The organism is Pseudomonas sp. FA-1, from assembly GCF_056856075.1.
This window is the reverse complement of record NZ_JBWXTH010000003.1, coordinates 60,103-85,458: the sequence shown is the minus strand read 5'-3', so window position 1 is coordinate 85,458 and position 25,356 is coordinate 60,103. Positions and strand designations below refer to the sequence as shown.

Here is a 25,356-nt window from a genome sequence, read left to right as displayed (position 1 = left end):
ACATTAACAGCTTTTGTGCGGTTAGCGGCTATTGACTCGCTGCTCGAGCAATTCCCGATTGGACAACGACACCAATTCGCCATCATCGGTCAGCAGGGTCGTCTTGACCGTACCGATCTCCTCGATCTGCCCTTCGACCTCTCCAATCCGCACCTGCTGGCCGACCTGGTAGAGTTCACGCACGTAGATTCCAGCCAGGATCTGCCCGGCGATTTCCCGGCTGCCCAGGCCCATCGCCAGTGCAACGGCCAGACCAACGGTAATCAAACCGATGACGATCACATGGTTGAGCAGGTCGGTCTTGACCTCCAACTGGCTGATCGCCACCGAGATGCTGATGATGATGACCAGGCCCTGGGCGATACGCCCGACCCCGGCGGCATATTCCAGGCCCACCCCTTCGGCGGCGCCGCGCACCAGGCCATTGACCAACTGCGCCAGGAGCACGCCGGCCAGCAATACCAGCGCCGCGCCGAACACTTTCGGCAGGTACAGGGCGAGCATGTCGAGGGTCGCTGAAACCCGCTCCAGGCCCAGGGACTCCGCGGCCGAGACCAGGAAGATCAGCAGTACGAACCAGTAGACGATCTTGCCGATCAGGGTGGAAATGGGCACCTGGATGCCGACGCGGCTGAGCATCTTGGTCAGGCCGGTGCCGCTCATCAGGCGGTCCAGGCCGAACTTGGCCAGCAGCTTGGACAACAGGGTGTCGAGCAGCTTGGCCACCACGAAACCGAGCAGCACCACGACCAGGGCGCCGAACAGGTTGGGGATGAAGTTCGCCACCTTGGTCCAAAGGGCGGTCATCGCAGTGACCAGGCTCTGGGTCCAGAGATCGAGTTCCATATTCAATCGGCCTTATCAGCTTTTCTGCCTGCGGCAGGGTTGCGGCGCACCGGCGCGACATGCGCCGAGCCATTGTTCACGGCGATCATCAGCGCCTGGCTCCAACGGCCGAGCAAGCTGAACAGATCACCCGCACCGACCTGGCGGTTGGCGGTCTTGAGGACGCGACCCAGGCAAGCGGCATCGTCACGGTCCTGGCCGGACGGCGATGCCTTGAGCAGGTCGCGCAAGGATTCTTCAAACGGATCGTGCATGGGCACCTCGCGTGATGTCTGTCAAAGACGAGGGCACGGGCCGATGGGTCACACCTGGATGTGGCACGAATGTTTCAAAATGCTTTGGCCTCTGGCAATCCTCATCGCGGGGCAAGCCCGCTCCCACAGACTCAGCGGCAGTTGAAAGGGTGCACCGAAACTGTGGGAGCCGGCTTACCCCGCGATGGCGGTGGCACGACAGACGAGGCTGAATCATACCCACCGCAACCGCCGGAACAGCCACCACTGCCCTGCCGCCAAGCCCAGCACCACGGCGCAGGCAAGCAGGAAACCATAGGGGCTGTCGGCGCCCGGGATACCGCCGACGTTGATGCCCAGCAGGCCGGTGACGAAGCTCATGGGCAGGAAGATGCAGGTGATGATGCCGAAGCGGTACATGGTCCGGTTCATGCGCTCGCTGCGCCGCCGGTCCTCACTCTCGAGCACCAGTGCAGCCCGCTCTCGGGTGAGCTCCAGCTCCTCCAGGTAACGGGTCAGGCTGTTGTTCAACTCGTTCCAGTAGTCGGCATCGCCATCGGCGAACCAGCTCCACTTGTTGCGCGAGAGCTGGGCGTAGATCTCCCGCTGCGGCGCGAGGAATCGACGCAGGCCGGCGGCACGGCGGCGGATCTGCTGCAGACTGCCCTGCACCGGGCTATACCGTTCGTCGGATTCAACCTTCTCTTCCTCGAGGTCGACCACTTCCGACAGGTCATCGACCAACGCCTGGACCTTCTCGGTAAGCAGTTCGCCCATCAGCAGCAACAGCTCGGACGCCGACTTCGGCCCCCGGCCCTCGTCCAACTGCTGGAGAATCTCGTCACTGGCACGCAGCGGCCGCAAGCGCAGCGAGATCACCCGTCGGGCCTCGGCGAAGATACGCACCGATACCATGTCCTCGGGTTCAGCCCCCGGGTTCAGGTTGACCCCACGCAGGAACAGCAGCATCTGCTCCTCGGCCAGCGGCAGCAGGCGTGGGCGGGTGTTCTCCTCCAGCAGCAGCTCGCAGGCGAACTCGCTCAGGCCACTGTCGTGCAGCAACCAGGTGCGGGTCTGGGGATGGCTGCGATCCCAGTGCAGCCAGAGGCTTTCCCCGGCCTGCAAGGCAAGGTCGTCCAGTTCGGTCCGGGCAATCGAGCGCGCGCCGCCTTTGCCGTCGAGCACCAGGGCATGGACCAGCCCCCACTGCGCGTTGTCTTCCTCGAACATTCCAGCTCCATCAGCGCGCGCAGCGCGTCACTCGGGCATCTTCAACGGGCTTGGCGAGACGATCACGCCATTGTTGTCGGCGTACACGTACTCGCCCGGGCGGAAGGTCACGCCAGCGAAGGTCACTACCACGTTGAGGTCGCCGATGCCGCGCTTGTCGGTCTTCATCGGGTGACTGGCCAGGGCCTGGACACCGACGTCGGTCTGCACCAGTACATCCACGTCGCGCACGCAGCCGTAGATCACCAGGCCTTCCCAGCCGTTCTTGGCAGCCTTTTCGGCGAGCATGTCGCCCAGCAGCGCACGGCGCAGCGAACCACCGCCATCGACCACCAGGACCTTGCCCGTGCCGTCGAGCTCGACCTGCTCCTTGACCAGCGAGTTGTCTTCGAAGCATTTGATGGTGACGATCTGGCCGCCAAAGGAGTCGCGACCACCGAAATTGCTGAACATCGGCTCCAGCACCTGGACCAGGTCCGGGTAGGCGTCGCACAGGTCGGGCGTTACGTAATGCTGCATGGGAAACTCCTGTCAGTCACAACGAAAGCGAAGTTGCCCAAGGCTACACCGGGGAAGCCCTCGCAGTCATCCGAGACTGCTCGGTCAGTCGAGGCCAGGTGTAGATCCATCGCCGGCTTGCCGGCGATGGGGCCGAGCAGACCAGCCTGGCTTCACCCGGCCAAGCCAGGCTCCACCACCGCAGCCCCGGGCAACGGCGAAAGCGGGTCGTTCAACCACCCTTCCACCAACGGCCACACCTGCGCCTGCGCCGCCTTGCTCACCAGCATGTCGACGTGCCCGAACGCATCGAAGCCCTCCTCCCGCCCCAGGCGCAGGAATTGCTTGCGCGTCCCGCCCAGTTGCTCGAACAGCTTGCGGCAGGCCCATACCGGGTCCTGGTGATCCGCCGCGCCTGCCACGGCCAGCAGCGGCACATCGACCTGCGCCAACCCGGCCCACCAGTCGTCCTGCTTGTCGCCGAAACGCCCGAACAGCTTGTGCCAACGCAAACTCTCCAGCGCAAGGCCAATGGGTTCGTCTTCCGGGCCACGCCTGAGCCGCGACCCGGACAACTGGGCGAAACGCTTGAGCAGCACGCGCGCGCTCCAGGCAACCGGCGGCACTTTCAGCGGCCAGTACACACGGCTGACCTGGGAGCCGAAGAGGGCCACGCTGGCCACCTCGTCTGCACCCAGGTAGCCACCTCCCAACGCCGCCGCCAGGGTGGTGCCCCCCAGGGAATGGCCAACCCAGTGCGGCGCCTGCCCGGCCTGTTCCTGGACGAACGCGCCGATCACCGGCAAATCGAAGCGAGCGTAGTCGGCGACACGGTTATGCCGCCACTGGCGATTGCGTGGCGACAGGCCATGGCCGCGCATCTCCGGAATCCACACATCGAACCCGGCCCGGGCCAGGTAGGCGCCCAGGCCGATGCCCTTGGGTGAATACCAGAAACGACGGTTGGAGAAACTGCCATGCAGGAGGATCACCGGCACACCCTGGGCACTCGCCTGGCTGGCCAGGCCCAGGCGGGTCACGGCCAGTTCCACGCTGGGGTCGGGGCTGTTGCCGGCCTTGATCCGGTACACGTCCTCGCTGAGGTCACCGCGTCGCTCGGCGCTGAGCAAGGCCACGGGAAACAGGGTACTGCTGCTTTGCATAGGTCGATTGCACAAAAAAGGGCGGGATCCATTGCTGGAACTCGCCCTGGGTAAACCAGGCGGGAGCGCCCTGGAGCGCTCCCGCGTTCGTTGCATCAGGCTGCGCCTTGGCCCTCGGCCAGGAAGAACCAGGTCTCGAGCACTGAGTCCGGGTTCAGCGACACGCTCTCGATGCCCTGCTCCATCAGCCACTTGGCCAGGTCCGGGTGGTCCGACGGGCCCTGGCCGCAGATACCGATGTACTTGCCGGCCTTGTTGCACGCGGCAATGGCGTTGGCCAACAGCTTCTTGACCGCGGGGTTACGCTCGTCGAACAGGTGGGCGATGATGCCCGAGTCGCGGTCCAGGCCCAAGGTCAGCTGGGTCAGGTCGTTGGACCCGATGGAGAAGCCGTCGAAGTACTCGAGGAATTCTTCGGCCAACAGGGCGTTGGACGGCAGCTCGCACATCATGATCACGCGCAGGCCGTTGACGCCACGGCCCAGGCCGTTCTCGGCGAGCAGGTCGACGACCTGGCTGGCCTCGCCCAGGGTGCGCACGAACGGCACCATGATCTCGACGTTGGTCAGGCCCATCTCGTCGCGCACGCGCTTGAGGGCGCGGCACTCGAGCTCGAAGCAGTCACGGAACGACTCGCTGATGTAGCGCGAGGCGCCGCGGAAGCCCAGCATCGGGTTCTCTTCTTCCGGCTCGTACAGCTTGCCACCGATCAGGTTGGCGTACTCGTTGGACTTGAAGTCCGACAGGCGCACGATGACCTTCTTCGGATAGAACGCCGCAGCCAGGGTGCTGATGCCCTCGACCAGCTTTTCGACATAGAAGCCGACCGGGTCGGCGTAACCGGCCACGCGCTTGTCGACGCTCTCTTTCAGATCGGCCGGCAGGCCTGCATAGTTGAGCAGCGCCTTGGGGTGCACGCCGATCATGCGGTTGATGATGAACTCCAGGCGCGCCAGGCCCACACCCGCGTTCGGCAGCTGGGCGAAGTCGAAGGCGCGGTCCGGGTTGCCGACGTTCATCATGATCTTGAACGGCAGCTCAGGCATGGCGTCGACCGAGTTCTGCTTGACGTCGAAGCCCAGCTCACCCTCGAAGATGAAGCCGGTGTCGCCTTCGGCGCAGGAGACGGTCACGCCCTGGCCGTCCTTGAGCACCTGGGTGGCGTTGCCACAACCGACGACCGCCGGGATGCCCAGTTCACGGGCAATGATCGCCGCGTGGCAGGTGCGCCCGCCGCGGTTGGTGACGATGGCGCTGGCACGCTTCATCACAGGTTCCCAGTCCGGGTCGGTCATGTCCGAGACCAGCACGTCGCCTGGCTGCACCTTGTCCATTTCGGAAACGTCGTGGATCACTCGGACCTTGCCGGCGCCGATGCGCTGGCCGATGGCGCGACCTTCCACCAGGACGGTGCCCTTCTCCTTGAGCAGGTAGCGCTCCATGACATTGGCGCTGGAGCGGCTCTTCACGGTCTCGGGACGTGCCTGGACGATGTACAGCTTGCCGTCGTCCCCGTCCTTGGCCCATTCGATGTCCATCGGGCGCTGGTAGTGCTGCTCGATGATCATGGCCTGCTTGGCCAGCTCGCTGACCTCGGCGTCGGTCAGGCAGAAGCGCGCGCGGTCGGCACGGTCGACGTCGACGGTCTTGACCGAACGGCCGGCCTTGGCCTCGTCGCCGTAGACCATCTTGATGGCCTTGCTGCCCAGGTTGCGACGCAGGATGGCCGGACGGCCGGCCTGCAGGGTCTGCTTGTGCACGTAGAACTCGTCAGGGTTGACCGCGCCCTGTACAACGGTTTCGCCCAGGCCATAGGCACCGGTGATGAACACCACGTCACGGAAGCCGGACTCGGTGTCGAGGGTGAACATCACGCCGGCGGTGCCGGTTTCCGAACGGACCATGCGCTGCACGCCAGCGGACAGGGCGACCAGTTTGTGGTCGAAGCCCTGGTGCACGCGGTAGGCGATGGCGCGGTCGTTGAACAGAGAGGCGAACACTTCCTTGGCGGCGCGGATCACGTTGTCCACGCCACGGATGTTCAGGAACGTCTCCTGCTGGCCGGCGAAGGAGGCGTCCGGCAGGTCTTCGGCGGTGGCCGAGGAACGCACGGCGACGGCCATGTTGTCGTTGCCCTGGGCCATTTCGGCGAAAGCGGTGCGGATTTCTGCGTCCAGGCGCGCCGGGAACTCGGCGTCCATCACCCACTGACGAATCTGCGCGCCGGTCTTGGCCAGGGCATTGACGTCATCGACGTCCAATGCGTCCAGGGCTGCATGGATGCGGTCGTTCAGGCCACTCTGTTCGAGAAAGTCGCGGTACGCCTGAGCCGTAGTGGCAAAGCCGCCCGGCACCGAGACGCCGGCACCTGCGAGGTTACTGATCATCTCGCCCAGGGATGCGTTCTTGCCCCCCACATGCTCTACATCGTGGACGCCGAGCTTATCGAGGGAAACTACGTACTCTACCAAGGTGATCTCTCCACTAACTGTATTGGAAAAGCTCAAGGGCGCCCGCCTGTCGACTCCGACTTGGCCGGACGCTTGTGGCCTGGACCTGGAAAATAAGTGAGAATGCCGAACACACGCGTTCGGCAAACCGAACCTATCATACTCCAGAAAACTTCGGCAGCTTAAGGCCCAGGGTGCAAATGAAACGATCCGCGTTCTTCATCTCCGACGGTACCGGTATCACTGCCGAAACGCTGGGCCAAAGCCTGCTCGCACAATTCGATAGCATTCCTTTCAATAAATTCACCCGTCCCTACATCGACACGCCCGACAAGGCGCGCAACATGGTCCGCCAGATCAACGACGCGGCGGAGCGGGACGGCATGCGGCCGATCATCTTCGACACCATCGTCAACCAGGACATCCGTGAGATCCTGGCCACCTCGAACGGCTTCATGATCGACATCTTTTCGACGTTTTTATCCCCGCTGGAGCAGGAATTAACCGCCCATTCGTCGTATTCCGTGGGCAAGTCCCACTCGATCGGCGGTAACTCCAACTACATGGAGCGCATCGAGGCGGTCAACTTCGCCCTGGACAACGACGACGGCGCGCGCACCCATTATTACGACAAAGCCGACCTGATCCTCGTGGGCGTGTCGCGATGTGGCAAGACGCCGACGTGTTTGTACATGGCGATGCAGTTTGGCATCCGCGCGGCCAACTATCCGCTGACCGAAGACGACATGGAGCGCCTGCAGCTGCCGGCGGTGCTGAAGAAGCACCAGAACAAGCTGTTCGGCCTGACCATCGACCCCGACCGCCTGACCGCCATCCGCCACGAGCGCAAGCCCAACAGCCGTTATTCGAGCTTCGCCCAGTGCGAATTCGAGGTGCGCGAAGTGGAGAGCCTGTTCCGACGGGAGAACATCCCGCATATCAATTCCACGCATTTTTCGGTGGAGGAGATCTCGGCGAAGATCCTGGTGGAAAAAGGCGTCGAGCGCCGCTTCAAATAGCACCGCCTCCCTGTAGGAGCGGGCTTGTGCCGCGAAAGGGGTGCGAAGCGCCCCCAAGGAATCAGTGCATCAAGCGGATATTGCCGGGGCCGCTGTGCGGCCCTTTCGCGGCACAAGGCCGCTCCTACATGGGCACGCGGTAGGCTATAAAAGAAAAGCCCCGGCATCGCTGCCGGGGCTTTCTTTTTACCTCAATCCCCCACTCAGGACGGAATCACCGCCGCCTGCCCGCTCATCGCCAGGTCGACCAGCTCGCGGTTGGCCACCGCGTACATCGCATAGTCGGTACTCGTGGCGTTGCGCAGGTCGTCGAGCATGGCGCGCCAGCGCTCGACCATCACCTTGTGCTGCTCGTTCCACAGGGCCACGCGGGCGTCCATGTCATCCGGCGCGTCGGCCATCTGCAGCACGGAAATGGTGATCGCCCGCTGCTGCAGGTCGATGTCGTCGCGGAACGCCTCGCGGGCCAGGGCCTGCCAGTTGTTCTCCACCGGCAGGTTGCTGATTTCCTGCAGGTACCAGGTCAGGTCCAGCGAACTGCCCACGGCGAAGAACGCCTTGGCCACCTGGGCCGGGTCGTGGCCGGTGACGTCCGAGGCCTCGATGATCGGCAACAGGGTGTACAGGTGCGTGGTGCCTGCGACCATGCGCGCCAGCAACTCCGGTACGCCGGCCTCGACGAAGCCCTGGTAGCGCTGCTGCCAGCGCTCGCGGGTCGGGCCTTCGAGCAGTTCGTCGAGCTTCAGGCCCAGCTGCGCGATCTTCGGCCCGAAGTGCGCCACGTCACGGCCTGCATCCTGCTCGTTGCGACGGCTGCGCAAGAACCAGCGGGTGGCACGACGGCCCAGGCGCATCAGCTCGTCCATCAGGGTCAGCTGGATCTCGGCCGGGACCTGGTAGTCCAGGGCCTCGATCTGGCGGAACCAGTGCGGCAGATGGAAGATGTCACGCACGATCACATAGGCACCGGCGACGTTCGCCGGGCTCATACCGGTGGACTCCTTCAGGCGCTGCACGAAGGTGATGCCCATGTTGTTGACCAGGTCGTTGGCGATCTGGTTGCTGACGATCTCGCGCTTGAGGCGGTGACGGCGCATGGCCTCGGCGAACTTGCTGACCAGCGACGGCGGGAAGGCATTCTCCATGTCGCGGGTCAGGTAGTCGTCGTCCGGCACCAGCGACTTGAGCAACTGCTCCTTGAGGTCGATCTTGCTGTAGGAGATCAGCACCGACAGTTCGGCGCGGGTCAGGCCCTGGCCTGCGGCCAGGCGCTCGGCCAACTGCTCCTCGGACGGCAGGAACTCGATGGCCCGGTCCAGCTTGCCACGGGCTTCGAGGTCCGCCATCAGGCGCTTGTACTCGGCGATGCGCTCCAGGGCCCGGCGCGCGGCCAGCGACAAGGCCTGGGTCTGCTTGTAGTTGTTGCCCAGCACCAGCGAGGCGACTTCATCGGTCATGCTGCCCAGCAGCTGGTTGCGCTGTTTCTCGGTCATGTCGCCACCCTGCACCACTTCGTTGAGCAGGATCTTGATGTTGACCTCGTGGTCGGAGCAGTCCACGCCGCCGGCGTTGTCGATGAAGTCGGTGTTGGTCGCGCCGCCATTGAGGCCGAACTCGACCCGGCCAAGCTGGGTCATGCCCAGGTTGCCGCCCTCGCCCACGACCTTGCAGCGCAGCTCGTTGCCGTTGACCCGCAGGGCATCGTTGGCCTTGTCGCCGACATCGGCGTGGCTTTCGCTGCTGGCCTTGACGTAGGTACCGATACCCCCGTTCCACAGCAGATCCACCGGCGCCTGCAGCAGGGCATGCAGCAGCTCGGTCGGCGTCAGGCGGTCGGCCTCGATGGCGAAGCGTTCCTTCATCTGCGGGCTGATGGCGATGCTCTTGGCACTGCGCGGGAAGATCCCGCCGCCCTCGGACATGATGCTGGTGTCGTAATCGCTCCAGGCCGAACGCGGCAGCTCGAACAGGCGCTTGCGCTCGGCGAAGCTGGTAGCCGGGTCCGGGTTGGGGTCGATGAAGATGTGCAGGTGGTTGAACGCGGCCACCAGCTTGAGCTTGTCGGACATCAGCAGGCCGTTGCCGAACACGTCGCCGGCCATATCGCCGATGCCGACCACGGTGATCGGGTCTTCCTGCACGTTGATGCCGCGCTCACGGAAGTGACGCTGCACGCCCACCCAGGCGCCACGGGCGGTGATACCCATCTTCTTGTGGTCGTAGCCGGCCGAACCGCCCGAGGCGAAGGCATCGCCCAGCCAGAAGCCGTAGTCGATGGCGATGCCGTTGGCGATGTCGGAGAAGGTCGCGGTGCCCTTGTCGGCCGCCACCACCAGGTAGGGGTCGTCGTCATCGTGGCGCACCACGTTGGCCGGCGGCACAACGCCGCCGTCCTTGAGGTTGTCGGTGATGTCCAGCAGGCCGGAGATGAAGATGCGGTAGCAGGCGATGCCCTCGGCCTGGATCTCGTCACGGCTGCCGCCCAGCGGCAGGCGGCGCGGCAGGAAGCCGCCCTTGGCACCGACCGGCACGATCACCGAGTTCTTCACCTGCTGGGCCTTGACCAGGCCGAGCACTTCGGTACGGAAGTCCTCCTCGCGGTCCGACCAGCGCAGGCCACCGCGGGCCACGTTGCCGAAGCGCAGGTGCACGCCCTCGACCCGTGGCGAATAGACGAAGATCTCGAACTTGGGCACCGGCTTGGGCAGCTCGGGAATCAGCTTGGGGTTGAACTTGAAGCTGAAGTACGGCTTGTTCTGCCCGTTGGCGTCCGGCTGGTAGAAGTTGGTGCGCAGGGTGGCCTTGATCAGGTCCAGGTAGCGACGCAGGATGCGGTCTTCGTTGAGCACCTGGACCTCGTCCAGGGCACTGAGGATCGCCTGCTCCAGGCGTTGCTGCTTGTCGTCCAGGTCGTCGACCGTGAGCTTGCGCGCCAGGTAGAAGCGGGTCTTGAACAGCCGGGTCAGCTCGCGGGCGATATCGGTGTGGTTGTTCAGGGTGCTGGCGATGTAGCCCAGGTCGAAGCCCAGGCGGATCTGCTTGAGATAGCGGGCATAGGCGCGCAGCAGCGCCACGTCGCGCCATGGCAGGCCGGCGGTCAGCACCAGGCGGTTGAAGGCGTCGTTCTCGGCGTCACCCTTGACGATATGGACGAAGGCGTCCTGCAGGATGTCGTTGAGCTGCTGGATGTCCAGGTCCAGGCCTTCGCTGTAGGTGAAGGCGAAGTCGTGGATCCAGAACTCACGGCCCGAGGCGTGGCGCAGGCGATACGGGAACTCGCCCAGCACGCGCAGGCCGAGGTTTTCCAGGATCGGCAGCACGTCCGACAGCGCCAGCGGCGTATCGGCGTGGTACAGCTTGCAGTGCAGCTGGCGCTCGGCCAACTGGGTCAGCGGCTGGTAGAAGCTCATCGCCAGCGGCTTGCTCTCGGACAGCGCCAGCACATGTTGCATGTCGACCACCGCCGAATGCGCCGCGAAACGCTCGCGGTAGCCGGCCGGGAAGCCTTTGGGGAAGTCGGCCAGGATATTGGTGCCCTGGGCTTCGCCGAAGTTCTCCACCACCAGCGCCGAATAGTCGTCCTGCCAGGAGCGGCACGCCTGGATCACTTCGTTTTCCAGCTGCTGCGGGTCGATGTCGATGCGATTCTTCGGGTCGACACGCAGGATCAACTGCACCCGTGCCAACACCGATTCGGAGAAGAAGGTCCAGAACTCGCAGTCACTGGCCTTCAGGCGCTCCATCAGCACCTGCTGGATCTTCTGGCGCACCTCGGTGGAGTAGATTTCACGCGGCACGTAGGCCAGGCAGTAGCAGAAGCGACCGTACGGGTCCTTGCGCAGGAACACGCGGATCTTGTTGCGTTCCTGGATCTGCACGATCGCCATGACCGTGGTGAACAGCTCGTCGATCGGGGTCTGGAACAGGTCGTCGCGCGGCAGCACTTCCAGTACCTGGGCCAGCTCCTTGCCCAGGTGGGCCTTGGGATCGAAGTGCGAGCGGCGCTCCACCTCGGCCACCTTGCCCCGGATGTACGGAATGGTGCGCACGCTCTCGCCGTACACCGAGGAGGTGTACAGGCCCATGAAGCGGCACTCCTTGACCACTTTGCCGTCGGCGTCGATCTGGCGGATCGACACGTAGTCCGGGTAGGCCGGGCGGTGTACGCGGCTCGGTTGCGAGGCCTTGGCGAACGACAGCAGCTCGGGTTCGCGCAGGTAGGTGACGGCGTAGTCCTCGATGCGCAGGTCGTCGGCGCCCAGCCCCGCCCGCAGCAGGCGGGTCAGGCCCAGGAACGAGCCTTCGTCATAGACCAGGTGGCCACCGCCGGCATCGGACTCGACCACGAACTCTTCATAGCCGAGGAAGGTGAAATGGTTGTCCAGCAGCCACGACAGGAAGCTCTTCACCTCGGCCTTGTCGTGTTGTGCCGGGCCGAACGCGGTCTGCTCCACCAGCTCCACCAGGTCGCGGACCTTGGCCTTCATCGGCTCGAAGTCGGCCACCGCCACACGTACCTCGGCCAGTACCTGCTCCAGCTCCTTGCTCAGAGTGGTCAGCTCGGCGGCGCTGGCACAGCGATCGATCTCCAAGTACATCAGCGATTCATGCTGGATGCCTTCACCCTGGGTGCCCTTGGGCAGCAGCTCGACCAGCTCGCCCTTGGCCCCGCGCCGTACGCTGAGCACCGTGGTCTGCAGGGTGTGGATGCTGTAGCCGCGGCGGTTGAGTTCGGTGCGCACCGAGTCGACCAGGAACGGCAGGTCATGGTGCAGCACTTCGACCACGGTGTGGGTCGACTGCCAGCCGTGGCGTTCGTAGTCGGGGTTGTAGACCCGTACCTGCGGGTGCTCGGGATCGAAGCGCTCGATGATGCGCCAGGCAGAGAGGGTGCAGCCGGCCAGGTCGGAAAGCCTGCGCTGGGTGAGTTCGTCCAGAGAGATGATGCCGAAGAACTGTTCGGCGAACAGCGCCACTTGTGGCAGTGCCTGTTCGCTGATGTGCTGCGCCAGGGCCGCTTGCAGTTGATGCTGGAAGTCGGCTTTGCTGGCTGCGGTGAAGAACGCCATCTGTGGTACTCCGCTTGGGCTTTGTTATTTGGTGAAGCGTCGCGTGCGTCCGCCGTACACGAATCAACGATAGCCAACCCGTGGCGACTGGACGGTGAAAACCAGGCGTCGGACGCCATTTCGCGTCCATCCGTTCATGGATGAGCACCTGCAAAGACGACTGCCGCCCTCGGGCTGTGGCTTTACGGGTGTCCATCGACTGGGCAGCTTAACGACTGAGTGGTCACCAGGGCTTGCAGCGCTGCGACAATTTCGGTCAAGGGGCGGTAACTTTACGTTTATGTACGCGGGCAAGGCTGTCAGAATTCCCCTTTCATACCTTCGACCCGAGCCAGCCATGCAATTGAAAACCGCCCTGCTCTTCGCCACGCCCTGCGACGAAGAAGAAGACAACATGGCGACCCTGTGCTGCCACAGCGACAAGGGCCAGATGTTCCTGCTCACCCGTTACCCGGACGAAGACACCGTGGACCTGACCTTGGATGACGAGCCATCGACGCTCGACGGCCTGAAGGTGACGCTCAGTGCCACGCGGCTGCTGATCGAAGTGGCGGCCAGCGACCGGGATGCCCTCAAGGGCTCCGAACAGCTGGAGATCGTGCTGACCTCGGCAGGTACCGACCTCGAGGAGGTCGAGCTGACCTTGCGCAACATCCTCGACGGTACCGGGACTTTCGTTTCCGAGCTCTGAAGCCGACCCGCCCCCTTTGTAGGAGCGGCCTTGTGCCGCGAAAGGGTCGCAACGCGGCCCTAGGTTCTTGCGTATAGACGCATGGATGGCCAGGGGCGCTGCGCGCCCCTTTCGCGGCACAAGGCCGCTCCTACAGCCCCCCCGATAACGCCAGATCATTGACAGACCGCCCCCGGCACAGGCATTGTCTGACAACCTGATCAATAGGCAATCATTCCCAATGCTAGAGCTCCAGCGCCCCGACACCCTGGTCGAACGGGTTGTCAGCGCCATCCGCGCAGAGATCGATTCCGGCCGCCTGGCTGCCGAATCGCGCCTGCCCACCGAACAGCAACTGGCCGAACAGCTGAACGTCAGCCGCTCGGTCGTGCGCGAGGCGGTGGCGCAACTCAAGGCCGATGGCGTGCTCATCGCCCGGCGCGGGCTCGGCTCGTACATTTCACAAACCCCCAGCGGCACCGTTTTCCGTTTCCCCGGCAGCAACGGGCGCAAGCCGGACCTGGCGCAGATGTTCGAAATGCGCCTGTGGATCGAGACCCAGGCTGCGGCCATCGCCGCCCGCCGTCGCGACGACGCGGACCTGGCGCGCATGGGCCAAGCCCTGCAGGCGATGCTCGACAAGCGTAGCGACCTGGCCAGCGCCTCCGCCGCCGACGTGGCCTTCCACCGGGCCATCGCCGAAGCCAGCAAGAATGACTATTTCGTGGCCTTCCACGATTTTCTCGGCGGCCAGCTGGCGGCCGCGCGGCGTAGCGCCTGGGAAAACTCCGCCACCTCTTCGGTGGGCGGCTCGGCCGATGCCAACCGCGAACACCAGGCGCTGTACCAGGCCATCGCCGACGGCGACCGCCTGGCGGCTGCAGCGTGCGCCGAAGCGCACCTGCGGGCCTCGGCACGGCGCCTGAAAATCGACCTTCCCGAACTCGACTGATACCGGAGCCACACGCAATGGCTTGGCGAGCCTTTCACACGCCCTACTTAGTCTGACAACCTGATAAGCAGATCCACCGACAAGAAATCCAAGGTACCTCCTGCATGACCTACGACTACTGCATCATCGGCGGCGGCATCGTCGGCCTCGCCACCGCCATGGCCCTGCTCGAACAGCGCCCCGGCGCATCGCTGCTGATCCTCGAGAAGGAAACCAGCCTCGGCCGTCACCAGACCGGCCACAACAGCGGCGTGATCCATGCGGGCATCTACTACGCCCCGGGCAGCCTCAAGGCCGACCTGTGCAAGCGCGGCGCCCAGGCCACCAAAGACTTCTGCACCGAGCACGGCATTGCCTTCGAGGTCTGCGGCAAGTTGCTGGTGGCCTCCAACGACCTGGAGATGCAGCGTATGCAGGCGCTGCACGAGCGCTCCCGGCAGAACGGGCTGAAGGTCGAACGCCTGGACGCCACCGAGCTCAAGCGCCGCGAGCCCAATATCGTCGGCAAGGGGGCACTGTTCCTCGATGCCACTGGCATCGTCGATTACAAGCAGGTGTGCGACGCCATGGCCCGTGTCATCCAGAAGGCCGGCGGCGAAGTGCGCTTGGCCACCACGGTGCGGGCGATCAAGGAACACGGCGAGCATGTCGAAGTCAGCAGCGACGGCCAGAGCTGGCGCACCCGCCAGCTGGTCGCCTGCGCAGGCCTGCAGTCCGACCGCCTGGCGCGCCTGGCCGGGGTGAAGATCGACCACCAGATCATCCCCTTCCGTGGCGAGTACTACCGGCTGCCGCCGAGCAAGAACCAGATCGTCAACCACCTGATCTACCCGATCCCCGATCCGGACCTGCCGTTCCTTGGCGTGCACCTGACGCGGATGATCGACGGCAGCGTCACCGTTGGCCCCAACGCCGTGCTCGGCCTGGGCCGGGAGAACTACCGCAAGTTCTCGGTGAACTGGCGGGACGTTGCCGAATACGCGCGCTTCCCCGGCTTCTGGAAGACCCTCTGGAACAACCTCGGCTCCGGCACCACCGAGATGAAGAACTCGCTGTTCAAGCGCGGCTACCTGGAACAGTGCCGCAAGTACTGCCCCCAGCTCGAAGTCCAGGACCTGCTGCCCTACGAGGCCGGCATCCGCGCCCAGGCGGTGATGCGCGACGGCACCCTGGTGCACGATTTCCTGTTCGCCGAGACCCCGCGCATGGTGCATGTCTGCAATGCCCCGTCACCGGCCGCGACCTCGGCCATTCCCATCGGCCAGATGATCGCCGAAAGGATCCTCAAGGCCCGCTGAACCTGCTGCACACCCAACTACAAAGACAATAAGGAACCTCAGATGTCGGTATATGAGGCGGCCCCGGCCGCGCCCGAAACCCCGGAACAGCAACGCAAGCGCCTGCGCAAGGTGGCCGCAGCGACCATTTTCGGCTCGATGTTGGAGTGGTACGACTTCTACCTGTACGCCACCATGGCGGCGATCGTCTTCTCGAAGATCTTCTTCGACGCCAGCAACCCGGCGGTGGCCTCGCTGCTGGCCTTCTCCACCTTCGCCATCGGCTTCATCGCCCGCCCCTTCGGCGGCGTGCTGTTCGGCTACCTGGGCGACCGGTTCGGCCGCAAGCAGGTGCTGGTGATCACCTTCTGCATGATGGGCGTGTGCACCGCGTTGATCGGCCTGATTCCCAGCTACGCCAGCATCGGCATCTGGGCGCCGATCATCCTGGTGGTGATCCGTATCATCCAGGGCCTGGGCGCAGGCGCCGAACTATCGGGCGCAGCCGTCACCTCCTACGAGCATGCCAGCGAAGGCAAGCGCGGCAGCCAGGGCGCCTGGCCGGCGCTGGGGCTGAACCTGGGTCTGCTGCTGTCGTCGTTGACGGTGTACCTACTGACCATGAACGGTAACGAATTCCTCCTGGCCGGTGGCTGGCGCATCCCGTTCATCGCCAGCATCGCCCTGGTGGGCATTGGCCTGTGGGTGCGCAAGAGTATCCCCGAGACGCCGGACTTCAAGGAACTCGACCAGGCCAAGGACAAGCCGCAGGTCTCCCCGCTCAAGCTGCTGTTCAAGCACGACCTCAAGGGCCTGGCCGTGGTGTTCTTCGTGGCCGTGGGCTACAACGCCCTGAGCTATATCTTCAAGACCTTCTCCCTGGCCTACCTGACCCAGTTCAAGGGCGTCGAAGCCCATGTCACCTCGCTGTCGGTGACCCTGGCCAGCCTGGTGGCGATCTTCGCCGTGCCATTCTTCGGCTGGTTGTGCGACCGCTGGAGCAGCAAGCATGTGCTGATGCTCGGTGGCCTGCTGTCGGCGTTGTTCGCCTTCCCATTCCTGAAGCTGTTGGAAACCGGCGAGCCGACGCTGATCTACATCGCCATCGCCATCGGCACCGGCCTGCTCGCCCCGATGATGTTCGCCCCCCAAGGCTCGTTCCTCAGCCGCCAATTCCCGACCCAGACCCGCTCCTCGGGCTTCGGCACCGGCCGCGAGATCGGCACGGCCGTGGCCGGTGGCCTGGCCCCACTGGGCGGCCTGGCACTGGTGGCTGGCTCGGCGACCCACTCCACCGATGGCGTGGCGTTGATCCTGGCGGTCTCCGGTGTGCTGGTGGTGGTCTTTGCGCTGCTGGACCAGGGGCGCAGGCATTCGACCTCGAAGAACTGACCGGCCCCTCCGGCCTGATCGCGGTCCGACTTGTCCCGCGATCGGGCCGGCTCAGGCCAATCACCGATTGCCATGCATCACCCGCCCGCCCTCCGCCGGCCGGTCGATGTACAACACATCCAGTTCACCGTTGCGCAGCCCCTTCAGCGCATTCCAATGCGCCGAAGCATGGATATAGCGCGCCTCCAGCAATTGCCTTTGCTCCACGGTCAGCCCCGGCTCAGTGCTTCGCCCCAAGGCGAAGTCATGCAGTTTGTGGCTGATCCCCTGCAGCTCCTGCGGCAAGCAGAACGCCGCGCCCCTCTCGTCCACCTCGGCGAACGGCACCTGCGCCCGCACCGCCAGTTCACGCATGATGCGCAGGTACACCCGCGACAAGTGCCCACGTACCTCCCGCTCGCGGTGTATCGCCGCATAGACCCGTTTGTACGGCTCATCACGGGGGTCGCTTCGTTCGACCGGCTCCTCCCAGGTCAAGACCCGGGGCGCAGGCGCTGGCGTATGAGCATGGTCCCTGGCCAATTGTGCGGTGGTCAGGATGTAGGCCTGGGTCTGCTCCACAGGTGTGCGCACCGGCACCAGGTTCGAGCGCGGCTTGCTGAGCAGCATCTGCTCAACCATGCATTCCAGGTACCCCCCGCCAATATCCGAATGGGAGCCTGGCACGACGATGTCGTTGTCACTGCGCACCAGCGGGAAGTTATGCCGGTGCTCGTCAGCGGCCACCAGTTGCACCACCTTGCGCGCCGCACCTGCGGCCAGCCCCAGCTGCAGCCCGGCATAGCGGTCGTTGGCCGGGCTGAAATTGCCTTTGAGCGGCTCGACGATCGCCGCCACGGTGTCGAACAGGCCGATGAAGTTGATGACCGGCCTGGCCTGCCAGTCGAACCCCTCGCCCAGCACGCCGGTCCGCGCCAGCAGGCTATCGCCCCCTTTGCCCAGGTCATTGGCCAGGTGCCTGGCCGCCGCCGCGCCACGACTGAAGCCGAACAGGTCGAACTCCAGCGCCACGACCTGCGCCTGGGGGCGGCTGGCCAGCCAGGCACGCATCTGCCCGGCGATCGCCTGGGCGGCCTGCGCGACACGGGCCTCGACGCCGCTGCGGCCTAGGCCGGTCGCCTGGGCGAATGCTGAATCGTCCTTGCCCGCCCAGGTACCGATCCCCTCGATATAGCACCTGAGATACACCGTGGAAGCGCCATCGCTGGCCTGCGGGTACAAGCCATGGAGCAGCGCCACGTTGCTGGGCGCATTGCCGTAGCTGCCCAGGCGGCCGTCCACCGCCCCACCGGGCGCAACGCTGTTGCCTTGGTTGTTGCCGGTCCCGTCGAAGAAAACGCCGATCCGCAAGGTGATCGGGCCAGTCGGCTGTGGTAGGTCCATCGGTCCTTTCCGCTGTTCGAAAATGAACAATGAAGGAGCAAACCGCTGGCCTGGAAAATCAGCAGATTACCGAGGTGGTCAGGCAGATGGCACTGTGCCTGCCGAGAAATTTCCACGCCGCCATTGGTCGGCATGGGCCCGTATGGATTAAAGTATCAGCCCCTGCCCGGACGCTGCGGTACACGCATCGCCGGCCCATTTCCAGGAACCGTCGACGATGGAACACCGTGAGGCGCTGATCGCGCTGCGCACCTTTCTTTCCTCCCAGATCCTTGGCCAGGAGAAACTGGTCGAACGCCTGCTGATCGTATTGCTGGCCGACGGCCACATGCTGGTCGAAGGCGCGCCTGGCCTGGCCAAGACCAAGGCCATCAAGGAACTGGCCGAGGGGATCGAGGCGCAGTTCCACCGCATCCAGTTCACCCCCGACCTGCTCCCGGCCGACATCACCGGCACCGAGATCTACCGCCCGGAAACCGGCAGCTTCGTGTTCCAACAAGGCCCGATCTTCCACAACCTGGTGCTGGCCGACGAAATCAACCGCGCCCCGGCCAAGGTCCAGTCGGCGCTGCTCGAAGCCATGGCCGAGCGCCAGGTCAGCGTCGGGCGCAGCACCTACGAGCTGTCGCCGCTGTTCCTGGTCATGGCCACCCAGAACCCGATCGAGCAGGAAGGGACCTACCCCTTGCCCGAAGCCCAGCTCGACCGCTTCCTGATGCACGTGAAGATCGGCTTCCCGGATGCCGCAGTGGAACGTCGCATCCTCCAGCAGGCCCGCGGCGAAGCCCTGGGCGGCGAGGCCAAGCCGGAACGGCGGGTCAGCCAGCAGGCGATCTTCGCCGCGCGCAAGGAAATCCTCGGCCTGTACATGGCCGATGCCGTGGAGGAATACCTGGTGCAACTGGTCATGGCCACCCGCACGCCGGCCAAGTTCGATGCCGAGCTGGCCGACTGGATCGCCTACGGCGCCAGCCCACGCGGCTCGATTGCCCTGGACCGCTGCGCACGGGCCCATGCCTGGCTGGCCGGGCGCGACTTCGTCAGCCCCGAGGATATCCAGGCGGTGCTGTTCGACGTGCTGCGCCACCGCGTCATCCTTTCGTTCGAGGCGGAAGCGGCGGGGATCGACCAGGACCGGGTGGTCCAGCGCATCCTCGACGTTGTCGCCGTCGCCTGATTCCATGCCCACCGCGTACCTGGCCGAACCCGGCATCCGCATTGGCCTGGCCGAGCTGATCGACATGCGCCACCGCGTGCGCGAGATCCAGCTGTTCTCCCGGCCCGGCCAGCGCAGCCCGCTGGTCGGCCTGCACCATTCCAAGCTGCGCGGGCGCGGCGTGGACTTCGACCAGGTACGTGTCTACCAGGCGGGCGATGATGTGCGCAACATCGACTGGCGCGTCACCGCGCGGACCCAGGAGCCTCATACCAAGCTGTTCCACGAAGAGCGCGAGCGGCCGATCTTCATCCTGGTCGAGCAGAGCCAGCGCCTGTTCTTCGGTTCGGGGCTGATGTTCAAGTCGGTACTGGCCGCCCAGGCGGCGGCCCTGTTCGGCTGGGCCGCGCTGGGGCATAACGACCGCATCGGCGGCCTGGTGTTCGGCGATAACGAGCACCACGAGATCAAGCCACGGCGCAGCAAGCAGAGCCTGCTGCAACTGCTCAACCGCCTGGCCAAGGTCAACCAGGCATTGCACACCGAGACCCTGCCCCAGGCCGACAGCCTGGCCCTGGCCCTGCGCCGCGCCCGCGAGGTGCTGCGCCCCGGCAGCCTGGCCATCATCATCTGCGACGAACGTGCCCTGAGCCCCGGCGTGGAGCAGCACCTGAGCATGCTCTCGCGCCACTGCGACGTGCTGCTGATGCCGGTGTCCGACCCGCTCGACCATGCCCTGCCCGCCGCCGGCCTGCTGCGCTTCGCCCAGCGTGGCGCACAGCTGGAACTCGACACACTCGATGCCAACCTGCGCCTGGCCTACCGCCAGCAGGCCGAGGCGCGCATCGAACGCTGGGAGCTGCTGGCGCAGAAGCTACGGGTATTGATGATGCCCCTGAGCACCCAGAGCGAAATGATCGAACAGCTGCGCGAGTACCTCAACGCCCAGCGGCCCGGGAGCACGCAATGAACCCGCTGGACCAGCTGCAACCGCTGATCGCCCCGCCAGCGGTCAGCCTGTGGCCGCCCGCGCCCGGCTGGTGGGTGCTGCTCGCCCTGCTGCCGCTGCTTGGCTGGGGGCTATGGCGGGTTCGCCATTGGCGCCCGACCAAGCGCCCGATCGTACGCGCCGAGCTGCCCCTGGACCCGGTGCGCGTGGAGGCACTGGCCGAGCTCGCCCGCCTGCCGCGCCCGTACGACGGCGCGCCGGCCGGCGCCTGGCTGCAGCAGATCAACGCGCTGCTCAAGCGCCTGTGCCGCAACCACTACCCCGGTGCCAACAGCCATACCCTCAACGGCCGGCAATGGCTGGCGTTTCTCGACAACCGCTGCCCGGCCGCCGGCCTGACCCGTTGGATGGTACTGGTCGAAGGCGCCTACAAACCCGAGTGCAAGCTCGACGACAAGGCCATCGCCGGGCTTGCCCAGGCGGTCGAAACCTGGATCCGCAAGCATGTTTGAGTTGGCCTGGCCGTGGATTTTCCTGCTGTTGCCGCTGCCCTGGCTCGCGCGCCTGCTGCTGCCTGCCGCCGACAGCGGCGAGCCGGTACTCAAGGTAGGCTTTCTCGATGAGCTCGAAGGCCTCGCCGGACGCCGGGCGCGGCTGAACCTGCCGACCTGGCGCCAACAGGCGCCGTTCGTGGTCATCTGGGTGCTGCTGCTGTTGGCTGCCGCGCGCCCACAATGGCTGGGCGACCCGGTACCCGTGGCGGCCAGTGGCCGCGACCTGCTGGTGGCGGTGGATGTATCCGGCTCCATGGACTTCCCCGACATGCAGTGGAAGGACGACGAAATCAGCCGTCTGGACCTGGTCAAGGCGCTGCTCGGCGACTTTCTCCAAGATCGCGAAGGCGACCGGGTCGGCCTGATTCTGTTCGGCAGCGAGGCCTACCTGCAGGCGCCCTTGACCTTCGACCGACGCACCGTGCGCACCTTCCTCCTCGAAGCGCAGATCGGTATCGCCGGCAAGAACACCGCCATCGGCGACGCCATCGGCCTGGCGGTCAAGCGCCTGCGCCAGCGCCCGGCACAGAGCCGTGTGCTGGTGCTGGTCACCGACGGCGCCAACAACGGTGGGCAGATCCACCCGCTGACCGCCGCCCGCCTGGCTGCCCAGGAAGGCGTGCGCATCTACACCATTGGCATCGGCGCCAACCCCGAGGCCAGCGGCACCCCCGGCCTGCTCGGCCTGAACCCGAGCCTGGACCTGGACGAAGCCTCGCTCAAGGAGATCGCCGAGCTGACCCAGGGTACCTATTTCCGCGCCCACAACGGCGCCGAACTGGACGCCATCGGCGATGCCCTCGACCAGCTGGAACCGGTGGCCCAGCAACCGACCCAGGCGCGCACCGCCAAGGCGCTGTACGCCTGGCCGCTGGCCCTGGCGTTGCTGCTGAGCGTATTGTTGGTGGTGGCTGTGCAATGGCCGGACAACCTGTTGCAGCGCCTGCTGCGCCGGCCACGCTTCCTGCAGCCGCACCCGGAATGGCGCCAGCGCCTCAAGCGCCTGCGCCTGAGGAGGCGGCGATGATCGAACTCTGGCCACAATGGCTGCGCCCGCTCTGGCTGTTGGTGGTGCCCCTGCTCGGCTGGCTGCTGTTCAAGCTGTGGCATCGGCGCAAGCGTGCCGGGCGTTGGCAGATGATCCTGCCGCCGCAATTCCATGCCGTGCTGCTCGGCGGCGGCAAGGGCCAGGCCAGCAAGCTGCCCTGGGTAGCCCTGGGGCTGGCCTGGCTGCTGGTGGTCCTGGCCCTGCTGGGCCCCAGCTGGCAACGCCTTGAAGAAACCCGCCAGCGCCCTGCCGACCCGCTGGTGATCCTGCTCGAGCTGACCCCGCAGATGCTCGCCGAGGACAGCGCGCCCAACCGCCTGGAACAGGCCCGGCGCAAGGTCCTGGACCTGCTCGAGCACCGCCGCGACAGCCAGACCGCGCTGGTGGTGTATGCCGGCAGCGCACATACCCTGGTGCCGCTGTCCGACGACCTGGGCACCACGCGCAACCTGCTCGAGGCCGTCGACCCGTCGATCATGCCGCAACCTGGCCAGCGCGCGGACCTCGCCGTGCAGAAAGGCCTGGCCCTGCTGGCCCAGAGCGGCCTGGGTCAGGGCCGTCTGCTGCTGATCGGCTCCTCCCTGAACGAGCAGGAACGCACCGGTATTCTCAAGGCCCTCGGCCGCCAGGGCCCGAGCTTGTTGATGCTGGGGGTCGGCAGCGCCGAAGGCGCCCCCGTGCGCCAGGCCAACGGCGAGTTCCTCAAGGACGAACAAGGCGGCATTCTCGTGCCGCGCCTGGACGGCGCCAGCCTCAAGGCCTTCATCAACGGCACCGGCGGGCGCTATCGTCATGCCCGCATCGACGACCTGGACCTGCGTGGCCTGGGCCTGTTCGACACTCCCCGCGCCCTGCGCAACGACGGCCAGACAATGCAGCTCGACAGCTGGGCCGACCAGGGCCACTGGCTGCTGCTGCCCCTGCTGTTGCTGGCAGCCTGCGCCGGCCGACGCGGCTGGTTGTTCTGCCTGCCCTTGCTGCTGGCCTTGCCACAACCAAGTCAGGCCTTCGAATTCAACGACCTGTGGCTGCGCCCTGACCAACAAGGCCAGCGTCTATTGGAGCGACAACGCCCCGCCGAGGCCGCCCGGCACTTCCAGGACCCACAATGGCGTGGCGTGGCGCTGTACCAGGCCGGCGACTACGAAGGCGCCGCGCGGGCCTTCGCCCAGGGCAGCAGTGCCGCGGCCCATTACAATCGGGGCAACGCCCTGGCCCGCGCCGGCGAACTGGAGGCCGCGCTGGATGCCTACGAACAAGCCCTGGAACGCCAGCCCGACCTGCAACCGGCACTGGACAACCAGGCCTTGGTCCAGCAATTGTTGCAACAACGCCAGGCCAAGGCCGAGGAACAACCGGCCGACAGCGATGCCCAAGGCACACCCGGCAACGAGACCGAAGGCAACAGCAGCTCGGCGGCCAACCCGGCCCAGGGCACACCCGGCAACGAAGAACAGGGCGCCGCCGAAGAACCCGGCGAAGGCGCCAGCAACGAGCAGGCCCAAGGCGGCAACCAGCCCGGCGCTGACGATGGGGTGACCCAGCCACCACAGCGGCCGGCTTCCACCAGCCTGGATGCCGAACAGCGCCAGGCGCTGGAGCAATGGTTACGGGAGATTCCCGACAACCCCGCCCAGCTGCTACGGCGCAAATTCTGGTATGAACAGCAATTGCATCAGGACAACCCACGATGAGTCGCCTCGGCGTCTTCCTACTCAGCCTGTTGTGGCTTCTCCAGGCCCAGGCGCAACCGACCTTGCAGGCCAGCGTCGACCGCACCCGCCTGCAGGCCGGCGAAACCCTGGAACTGACCCTGGAAAGCCAGGATGTCACGCAGTTCGGCAAGCCCGATCTGCGCGCCCTGGAAGGCGACTTCGAAGTGCGCGGCACGCGCCAGCTCAACAGCCTGCACACCCTGGACGGCGAGACCCGCGCCAGCACCCGCTGGATCATCACCCTGCTGCCACGGCGCAGCGGCAGCCTGCGCATCCCTGAACTGCAGCTAGGCCGCTCGCAGAGCCAGGCCATCGAGCTGCAGGTGTTGCAGGCTGACGCCAGCCGCCCGGAAAGCGCCGCCCAGGTGTTCATCGAAGCCACCCTCGACCGCCAGGATGTCTATGTCCAGGCCCAGGCCGTGCTGACCCTGCGCATCTACCATTCGGTCCCGCTGTACGACGACAGCAGCCTGAGCCCCCTGCAGCTGGACAACGCCAAGGTCGAGCCGCTGGGCGAGTCGCGCACCTATGAAAAGGAAATCAACGGGGTCCGCCACGGGGTGATCGAGACCCGCTATGCGCTCTACCCGCAACAAAGCGGCAGCCTCGACATCCCGGCACTGACCTTCACCGCCACCGCCGCCGACAGCGGCGTGCAGCCGGCCGGCACGCCCCGGGTCGGCCGCCAGGTGCAGGTCAGCTCGCTGCCGCTGCACCTTGGCGTGCGGCCGATCCCCAGCGCCTGGCCAGCCGACCAGCCCTGGCTGCCCGCCCGCAGCCTGAGCCTGGAGGAACACTGGAACCCGGAACCCAACGGCCAGCCCACGCAGATCGGCGACTCCCTGACCCGCAGCATCACCCTGCGCGCCGAAGGGCTGTCCAGCACCCAGCTTCCTCAATTGCCGGCCACCGAAATCCATGGCCTGCGCCGCTACCCCGACCAGCCGCTGCTGCGCAACGAGATCAACGAACGCGGCATGACCGCCAACCGTGAAGAACGCGAGGCGCTGGTCCCCACCCACAGCGGCGACCTGGCCCTGCCAGCCCTGGACGTCACCTGGTGGAACACCCGCGAAGATCATCTGGAACACAGCAGCCTGCCGGCACGCACCCTGACCGTGCAGGACAACCCGGCCCTGAGCGGCGAAACGCCGGTCAGCGACACCAGCAGCGGCACGGCCCTGCTCTGGCCGTGGCAATTGGCGACGGTGCTGCTGGCCCTGACCACCGTGCTGGGTTTTGCCCTGTGGTGGCGCGCACGCTCGCAACCGGCCATCTTGCGCGCCGCACAGAGCGGGCCAAGCCCACGCACCCTGCTGGACGACCTCAAGCGCGCCTGCCAGGCCAACGACCCCCAGGCCACCCGCCAGGCCCTGGATGCCTGGGCGCGCCAGCAACCGGAAACCCTCGCCGAGATGGCCGCCCGTTTCGTGCCGTTGTCGGACGCGCTGGATGGATTGAATGGGGCGCTGTACAGCGAGAGCGGTCAGTACTGGCAGGGTGAGGACTTATGGCGAGCGATCGGCACGATTCCGCCGGCGGAGCAGGTGTTGTTGCCGGCAGGTGAAAGCACAAGCTTACCTCCGCTCTACCCGAAGTGAGGCTTGAAACAGGGCACGCCTGGAATCTTCAAGCCTCCAGCGGCCCCAAGCAATCGATGGCGGGGCCGACCAACCCGGTTTAAATCATCCGCTGGCCCTCGAACGGGTTCCAGCCCTGCTGATCCGTTGTCTGCTTCAGGTAATACGCGCG

At 65.6% G+C, this 25,356-nt stretch carries 19 protein-coding genes; 11 read left to right on the top strand and 8 right to left on the bottom strand.

Going from position 1 to position 25,356, the window contains the following annotated elements:
- Nucleotides 1–21: 21 nt before the first annotated feature.
- The 6 genes from AC1MHZ_RS07300 to ppsA all read right to left on the bottom strand — a co-directional run bounded on the left by AC1MHZ_RS07300 (nt 22) and on the right by ppsA (nt 6,441).
- Nucleotides 22–846, bottom strand: a complete 825-nt coding sequence (locus AC1MHZ_RS07300) for a mechanosensitive ion channel family protein (protein WP_084855104.1) — start codon at nt 844–846, stop codon at nt 22–24.
- A 2-nt stretch (nt 847–848) separates the two neighbouring features.
- On the bottom strand, nt 849–1,100 hold the full coding sequence (locus tag AC1MHZ_RS07295) for a hypothetical protein (RefSeq protein ID WP_043206741.1): 252 nt from the start codon (nt 1,098–1,100) through the stop codon (nt 849–851).
- A 213-nt stretch (nt 1,101–1,313) separates the two neighbouring features.
- Entirely contained in the window at nt 1,314–2,309 is a 996-nt protein-coding gene (locus AC1MHZ_RS07290) for a zinc transporter ZntB (protein ID WP_084855103.1), read from the bottom strand.
- Nucleotides 2,310–2,336: 27 nt separating this feature from the next.
- Nucleotides 2,337–2,828 carry a ribonuclease E activity regulator RraA gene (gene rraA, locus AC1MHZ_RS07285; protein WP_224458467.1) on the bottom strand — a complete coding sequence of 164 codons (492 nt, stop codon included), beginning with the start codon at nt 2,826–2,828 and terminating at the stop codon, nt 2,337–2,339.
- A 152-nt stretch (nt 2,829–2,980) separates the two neighbouring features.
- Entirely contained in the window at nt 2,981–3,970 is a 990-nt protein-coding gene (locus AC1MHZ_RS07280; protein WP_324817247.1) for an alpha/beta fold hydrolase, read from the bottom strand.
- A 95-nt stretch (nt 3,971–4,065) separates the two neighbouring features.
- Complete coding sequence (ppsA, locus tag AC1MHZ_RS07275; protein WP_084855100.1) at nt 4,066–6,441, bottom strand: phosphoenolpyruvate synthase; 2,376 nt, start codon at nt 6,439–6,441, stop codon at nt 4,066–4,068.
- Between the two features lie 179 nt (nt 6,442–6,620).
- On the opposite strand from ppsA, the gene ppsR reads away from it, so the two are divergent.
- A complete protein-coding gene (ppsR, locus tag AC1MHZ_RS07270) occupies nt 6,621–7,439 on the top strand; it encodes a posphoenolpyruvate synthetase regulatory kinase/phosphorylase PpsR (RefSeq protein WP_084855099.1) in 819 nt (272 codons plus the stop codon).
- A gap of 203 nt (nt 7,440–7,642) precedes the next feature.
- Here ppsR and AC1MHZ_RS07265 read toward each other — a convergent pair whose 3' ends face one another.
- Nucleotides 7,643–12,508 (bottom strand): NAD-glutamate dehydrogenase, encoded by a 4,866-nt coding sequence (locus AC1MHZ_RS07265; protein ID WP_084855098.1) that lies wholly within the window; start codon nt 12,506–12,508, stop codon nt 7,643–7,645.
- Between the two features lie 337 nt (nt 12,509–12,845).
- Between AC1MHZ_RS07265 and AC1MHZ_RS07260 the strand changes: the two genes are divergently transcribed.
- From AC1MHZ_RS07260 to AC1MHZ_RS07245, 4 genes are all read left to right on the top strand, one after another.
- Entirely contained in the window at nt 12,846–13,199 is a 354-nt protein-coding gene (locus tag AC1MHZ_RS07260) for a hypothetical protein (RefSeq protein ID WP_084855097.1), read from the top strand.
- 220 nt (nt 13,200–13,419) lie between these two features.
- Complete coding sequence (locus AC1MHZ_RS07255) at nt 13,420–14,130, top strand: FadR/GntR family transcriptional regulator (RefSeq protein WP_084855096.1); 711 nt, start codon at nt 13,420–13,422, stop codon at nt 14,128–14,130.
- 104 nt (nt 14,131–14,234) lie between these two features.
- Nucleotides 14,235–15,428, top strand: coding sequence for an L-2-hydroxyglutarate oxidase (gene lhgO / locus AC1MHZ_RS07250; protein ID WP_084855095.1), 1,194 nt, complete (start codon nt 14,235–14,237; stop codon nt 15,426–15,428).
- Nucleotides 15,429–15,470: 42 nt separating this feature from the next.
- On the top strand, nt 15,471–16,799 hold the full coding sequence (locus tag AC1MHZ_RS07245; RefSeq protein ID WP_084855094.1) for an MFS transporter: 1,329 nt from the start codon (nt 15,471–15,473) through the stop codon (nt 16,797–16,799).
- A 60-nt stretch (nt 16,800–16,859) separates the two neighbouring features.
- Here the strand turns inward: AC1MHZ_RS07245 and AC1MHZ_RS07240 are convergent, their stop codons facing one another.
- Nucleotides 16,860–18,182: a T6SS phospholipase effector Tle1-like catalytic domain-containing protein gene (locus AC1MHZ_RS07240; protein WP_482966172.1), complete on the bottom strand. Its 1,323-nt coding sequence runs from the start codon at nt 18,180–18,182 to the stop codon at nt 16,860–16,862.
- Between the two features lie 217 nt (nt 18,183–18,399).
- Between AC1MHZ_RS07240 and AC1MHZ_RS07235 the strand changes: the two genes are divergently transcribed.
- The 6 genes from AC1MHZ_RS07235 to AC1MHZ_RS07210 are packed head-to-tail and all read left to right on the top strand — an operon-like array spanning nt 18,400 to nt 25,205.
- Complete coding sequence (locus AC1MHZ_RS07235) at nt 18,400–19,359, top strand: AAA family ATPase (RefSeq protein WP_084855092.1); 960 nt, start codon at nt 18,400–18,402, stop codon at nt 19,357–19,359.
- Nucleotides 19,360–19,363: 4 nt separating this feature from the next.
- A complete protein-coding gene (locus AC1MHZ_RS07230; RefSeq protein WP_084855145.1) occupies nt 19,364–20,308 on the top strand; it encodes a DUF58 domain-containing protein in 945 nt (314 codons plus the stop codon).
- The gene (locus AC1MHZ_RS07225) at nt 20,305–20,799 is read left to right on the top strand and encodes a DUF4381 domain-containing protein (RefSeq protein ID WP_084855091.1); all 495 of its coding nucleotides are present in this window, start codon (nt 20,305–20,307) and stop codon (nt 20,797–20,799) included. Before AC1MHZ_RS07230 ends, AC1MHZ_RS07225 begins: the two co-directional genes overlap by 4 nt.
- Nucleotides 20,792–21,868 carry a vWA domain-containing protein gene (locus AC1MHZ_RS07220; RefSeq protein ID WP_480462889.1) on the top strand — a complete coding sequence of 359 codons (1,077 nt, stop codon included), beginning with the start codon at nt 20,792–20,794 and terminating at the stop codon, nt 21,866–21,868. The genes AC1MHZ_RS07225 and AC1MHZ_RS07220 overlap by 8 nt, the downstream gene beginning before the upstream one ends.
- Complete coding sequence (locus tag AC1MHZ_RS07215; RefSeq protein ID WP_084855089.1) at nt 21,865–23,583, top strand: tetratricopeptide repeat protein; 1,719 nt, start codon at nt 21,865–21,867, stop codon at nt 23,581–23,583. Before AC1MHZ_RS07220 ends, AC1MHZ_RS07215 begins: the two co-directional genes overlap by 4 nt.
- A complete protein-coding gene (locus AC1MHZ_RS07210; protein ID WP_482966171.1) occupies nt 23,580–25,205 on the top strand; it encodes a BatD family protein in 1,626 nt (541 codons plus the stop codon). The genes AC1MHZ_RS07215 and AC1MHZ_RS07210 overlap by 4 nt, the downstream gene beginning before the upstream one ends.
- Nucleotides 25,206–25,356 lie beyond the last annotated feature (151 nt).

Coding starts and splice junctions, on each gene's coding strand:
- AC1MHZ_RS07225 (WP_084855091.1), top strand. CDS start 20,305: ATGAACCCGCTGGACCAGCTGCAACCGCTGATCGCCCCGCCAGCGGTC.
- AC1MHZ_RS07290 (WP_084855103.1), bottom strand. CDS start 2,309: ATGTTCGAGGAAGACAACGCGCAGTGGGGGCTGGTCCATGCCCTGGTG.
- AC1MHZ_RS07215 (WP_084855089.1), top strand. CDS start 21,865: ATGATCGAACTCTGGCCACAATGGCTGCGCCCGCTCTGGCTGTTGGTG.
- AC1MHZ_RS07220 (WP_480462889.1), top strand. CDS start 20,792: ATGTTTGAGTTGGCCTGGCCGTGGATTTTCCTGCTGTTGCCGCTGCCC.
- AC1MHZ_RS07255 (WP_084855096.1), top strand. CDS start 13,420: ATGCTAGAGCTCCAGCGCCCCGACACCCTGGTCGAACGGGTTGTCAGC.
- AC1MHZ_RS07235 (WP_084855092.1), top strand. CDS start 18,400: ATGGAACACCGTGAGGCGCTGATCGCGCTGCGCACCTTTCTTTCCTCC.
- AC1MHZ_RS07210 (WP_482966171.1), top strand. CDS start 23,580: ATGAGTCGCCTCGGCGTCTTCCTACTCAGCCTGTTGTGGCTTCTCCAG.
- rraA (WP_224458467.1), bottom strand. CDS start 2,828: ATGCAGCATTACGTAACGCCCGACCTGTGCGACGCCTACCCGGACCTG.
- AC1MHZ_RS07230 (WP_084855145.1), top strand. CDS start 19,364: ATGCCCACCGCGTACCTGGCCGAACCCGGCATCCGCATTGGCCTGGCC.
- AC1MHZ_RS07300 (WP_084855104.1), bottom strand. CDS start 846: ATGGAACTCGATCTCTGGACCCAGAGCCTGGTCACTGCGATGACCGCC.
- AC1MHZ_RS07265 (WP_084855098.1), bottom strand. CDS start 12,508: ATGGCGTTCTTCACCGCAGCCAGCAAAGCCGACTTCCAGCATCAACTG.
- AC1MHZ_RS07295 (WP_043206741.1), bottom strand. CDS start 1,100: ATGCACGATCCGTTTGAAGAATCCTTGCGCGACCTGCTCAAGGCATCG.
- ppsR (WP_084855099.1), top strand. CDS start 6,621: ATGAAACGATCCGCGTTCTTCATCTCCGACGGTACCGGTATCACTGCC.
- AC1MHZ_RS07240 (WP_482966172.1), bottom strand. CDS start 18,182: ATGGACCTACCACAGCCGACTGGCCCGATCACCTTGCGGATCGGCGTT.
- lhgO (WP_084855095.1), top strand. CDS start 14,235: ATGACCTACGACTACTGCATCATCGGCGGCGGCATCGTCGGCCTCGCC.
- AC1MHZ_RS07260 (WP_084855097.1), top strand. CDS start 12,846: ATGCAATTGAAAACCGCCCTGCTCTTCGCCACGCCCTGCGACGAAGAA.
- AC1MHZ_RS07280 (WP_324817247.1), bottom strand. CDS start 3,970: ATGCAAAGCAGCAGTACCCTGTTTCCCGTGGCCTTGCTCAGCGCCGAG.
- AC1MHZ_RS07245 (WP_084855094.1), top strand. CDS start 15,471: ATGTCGGTATATGAGGCGGCCCCGGCCGCGCCCGAAACCCCGGAACAG.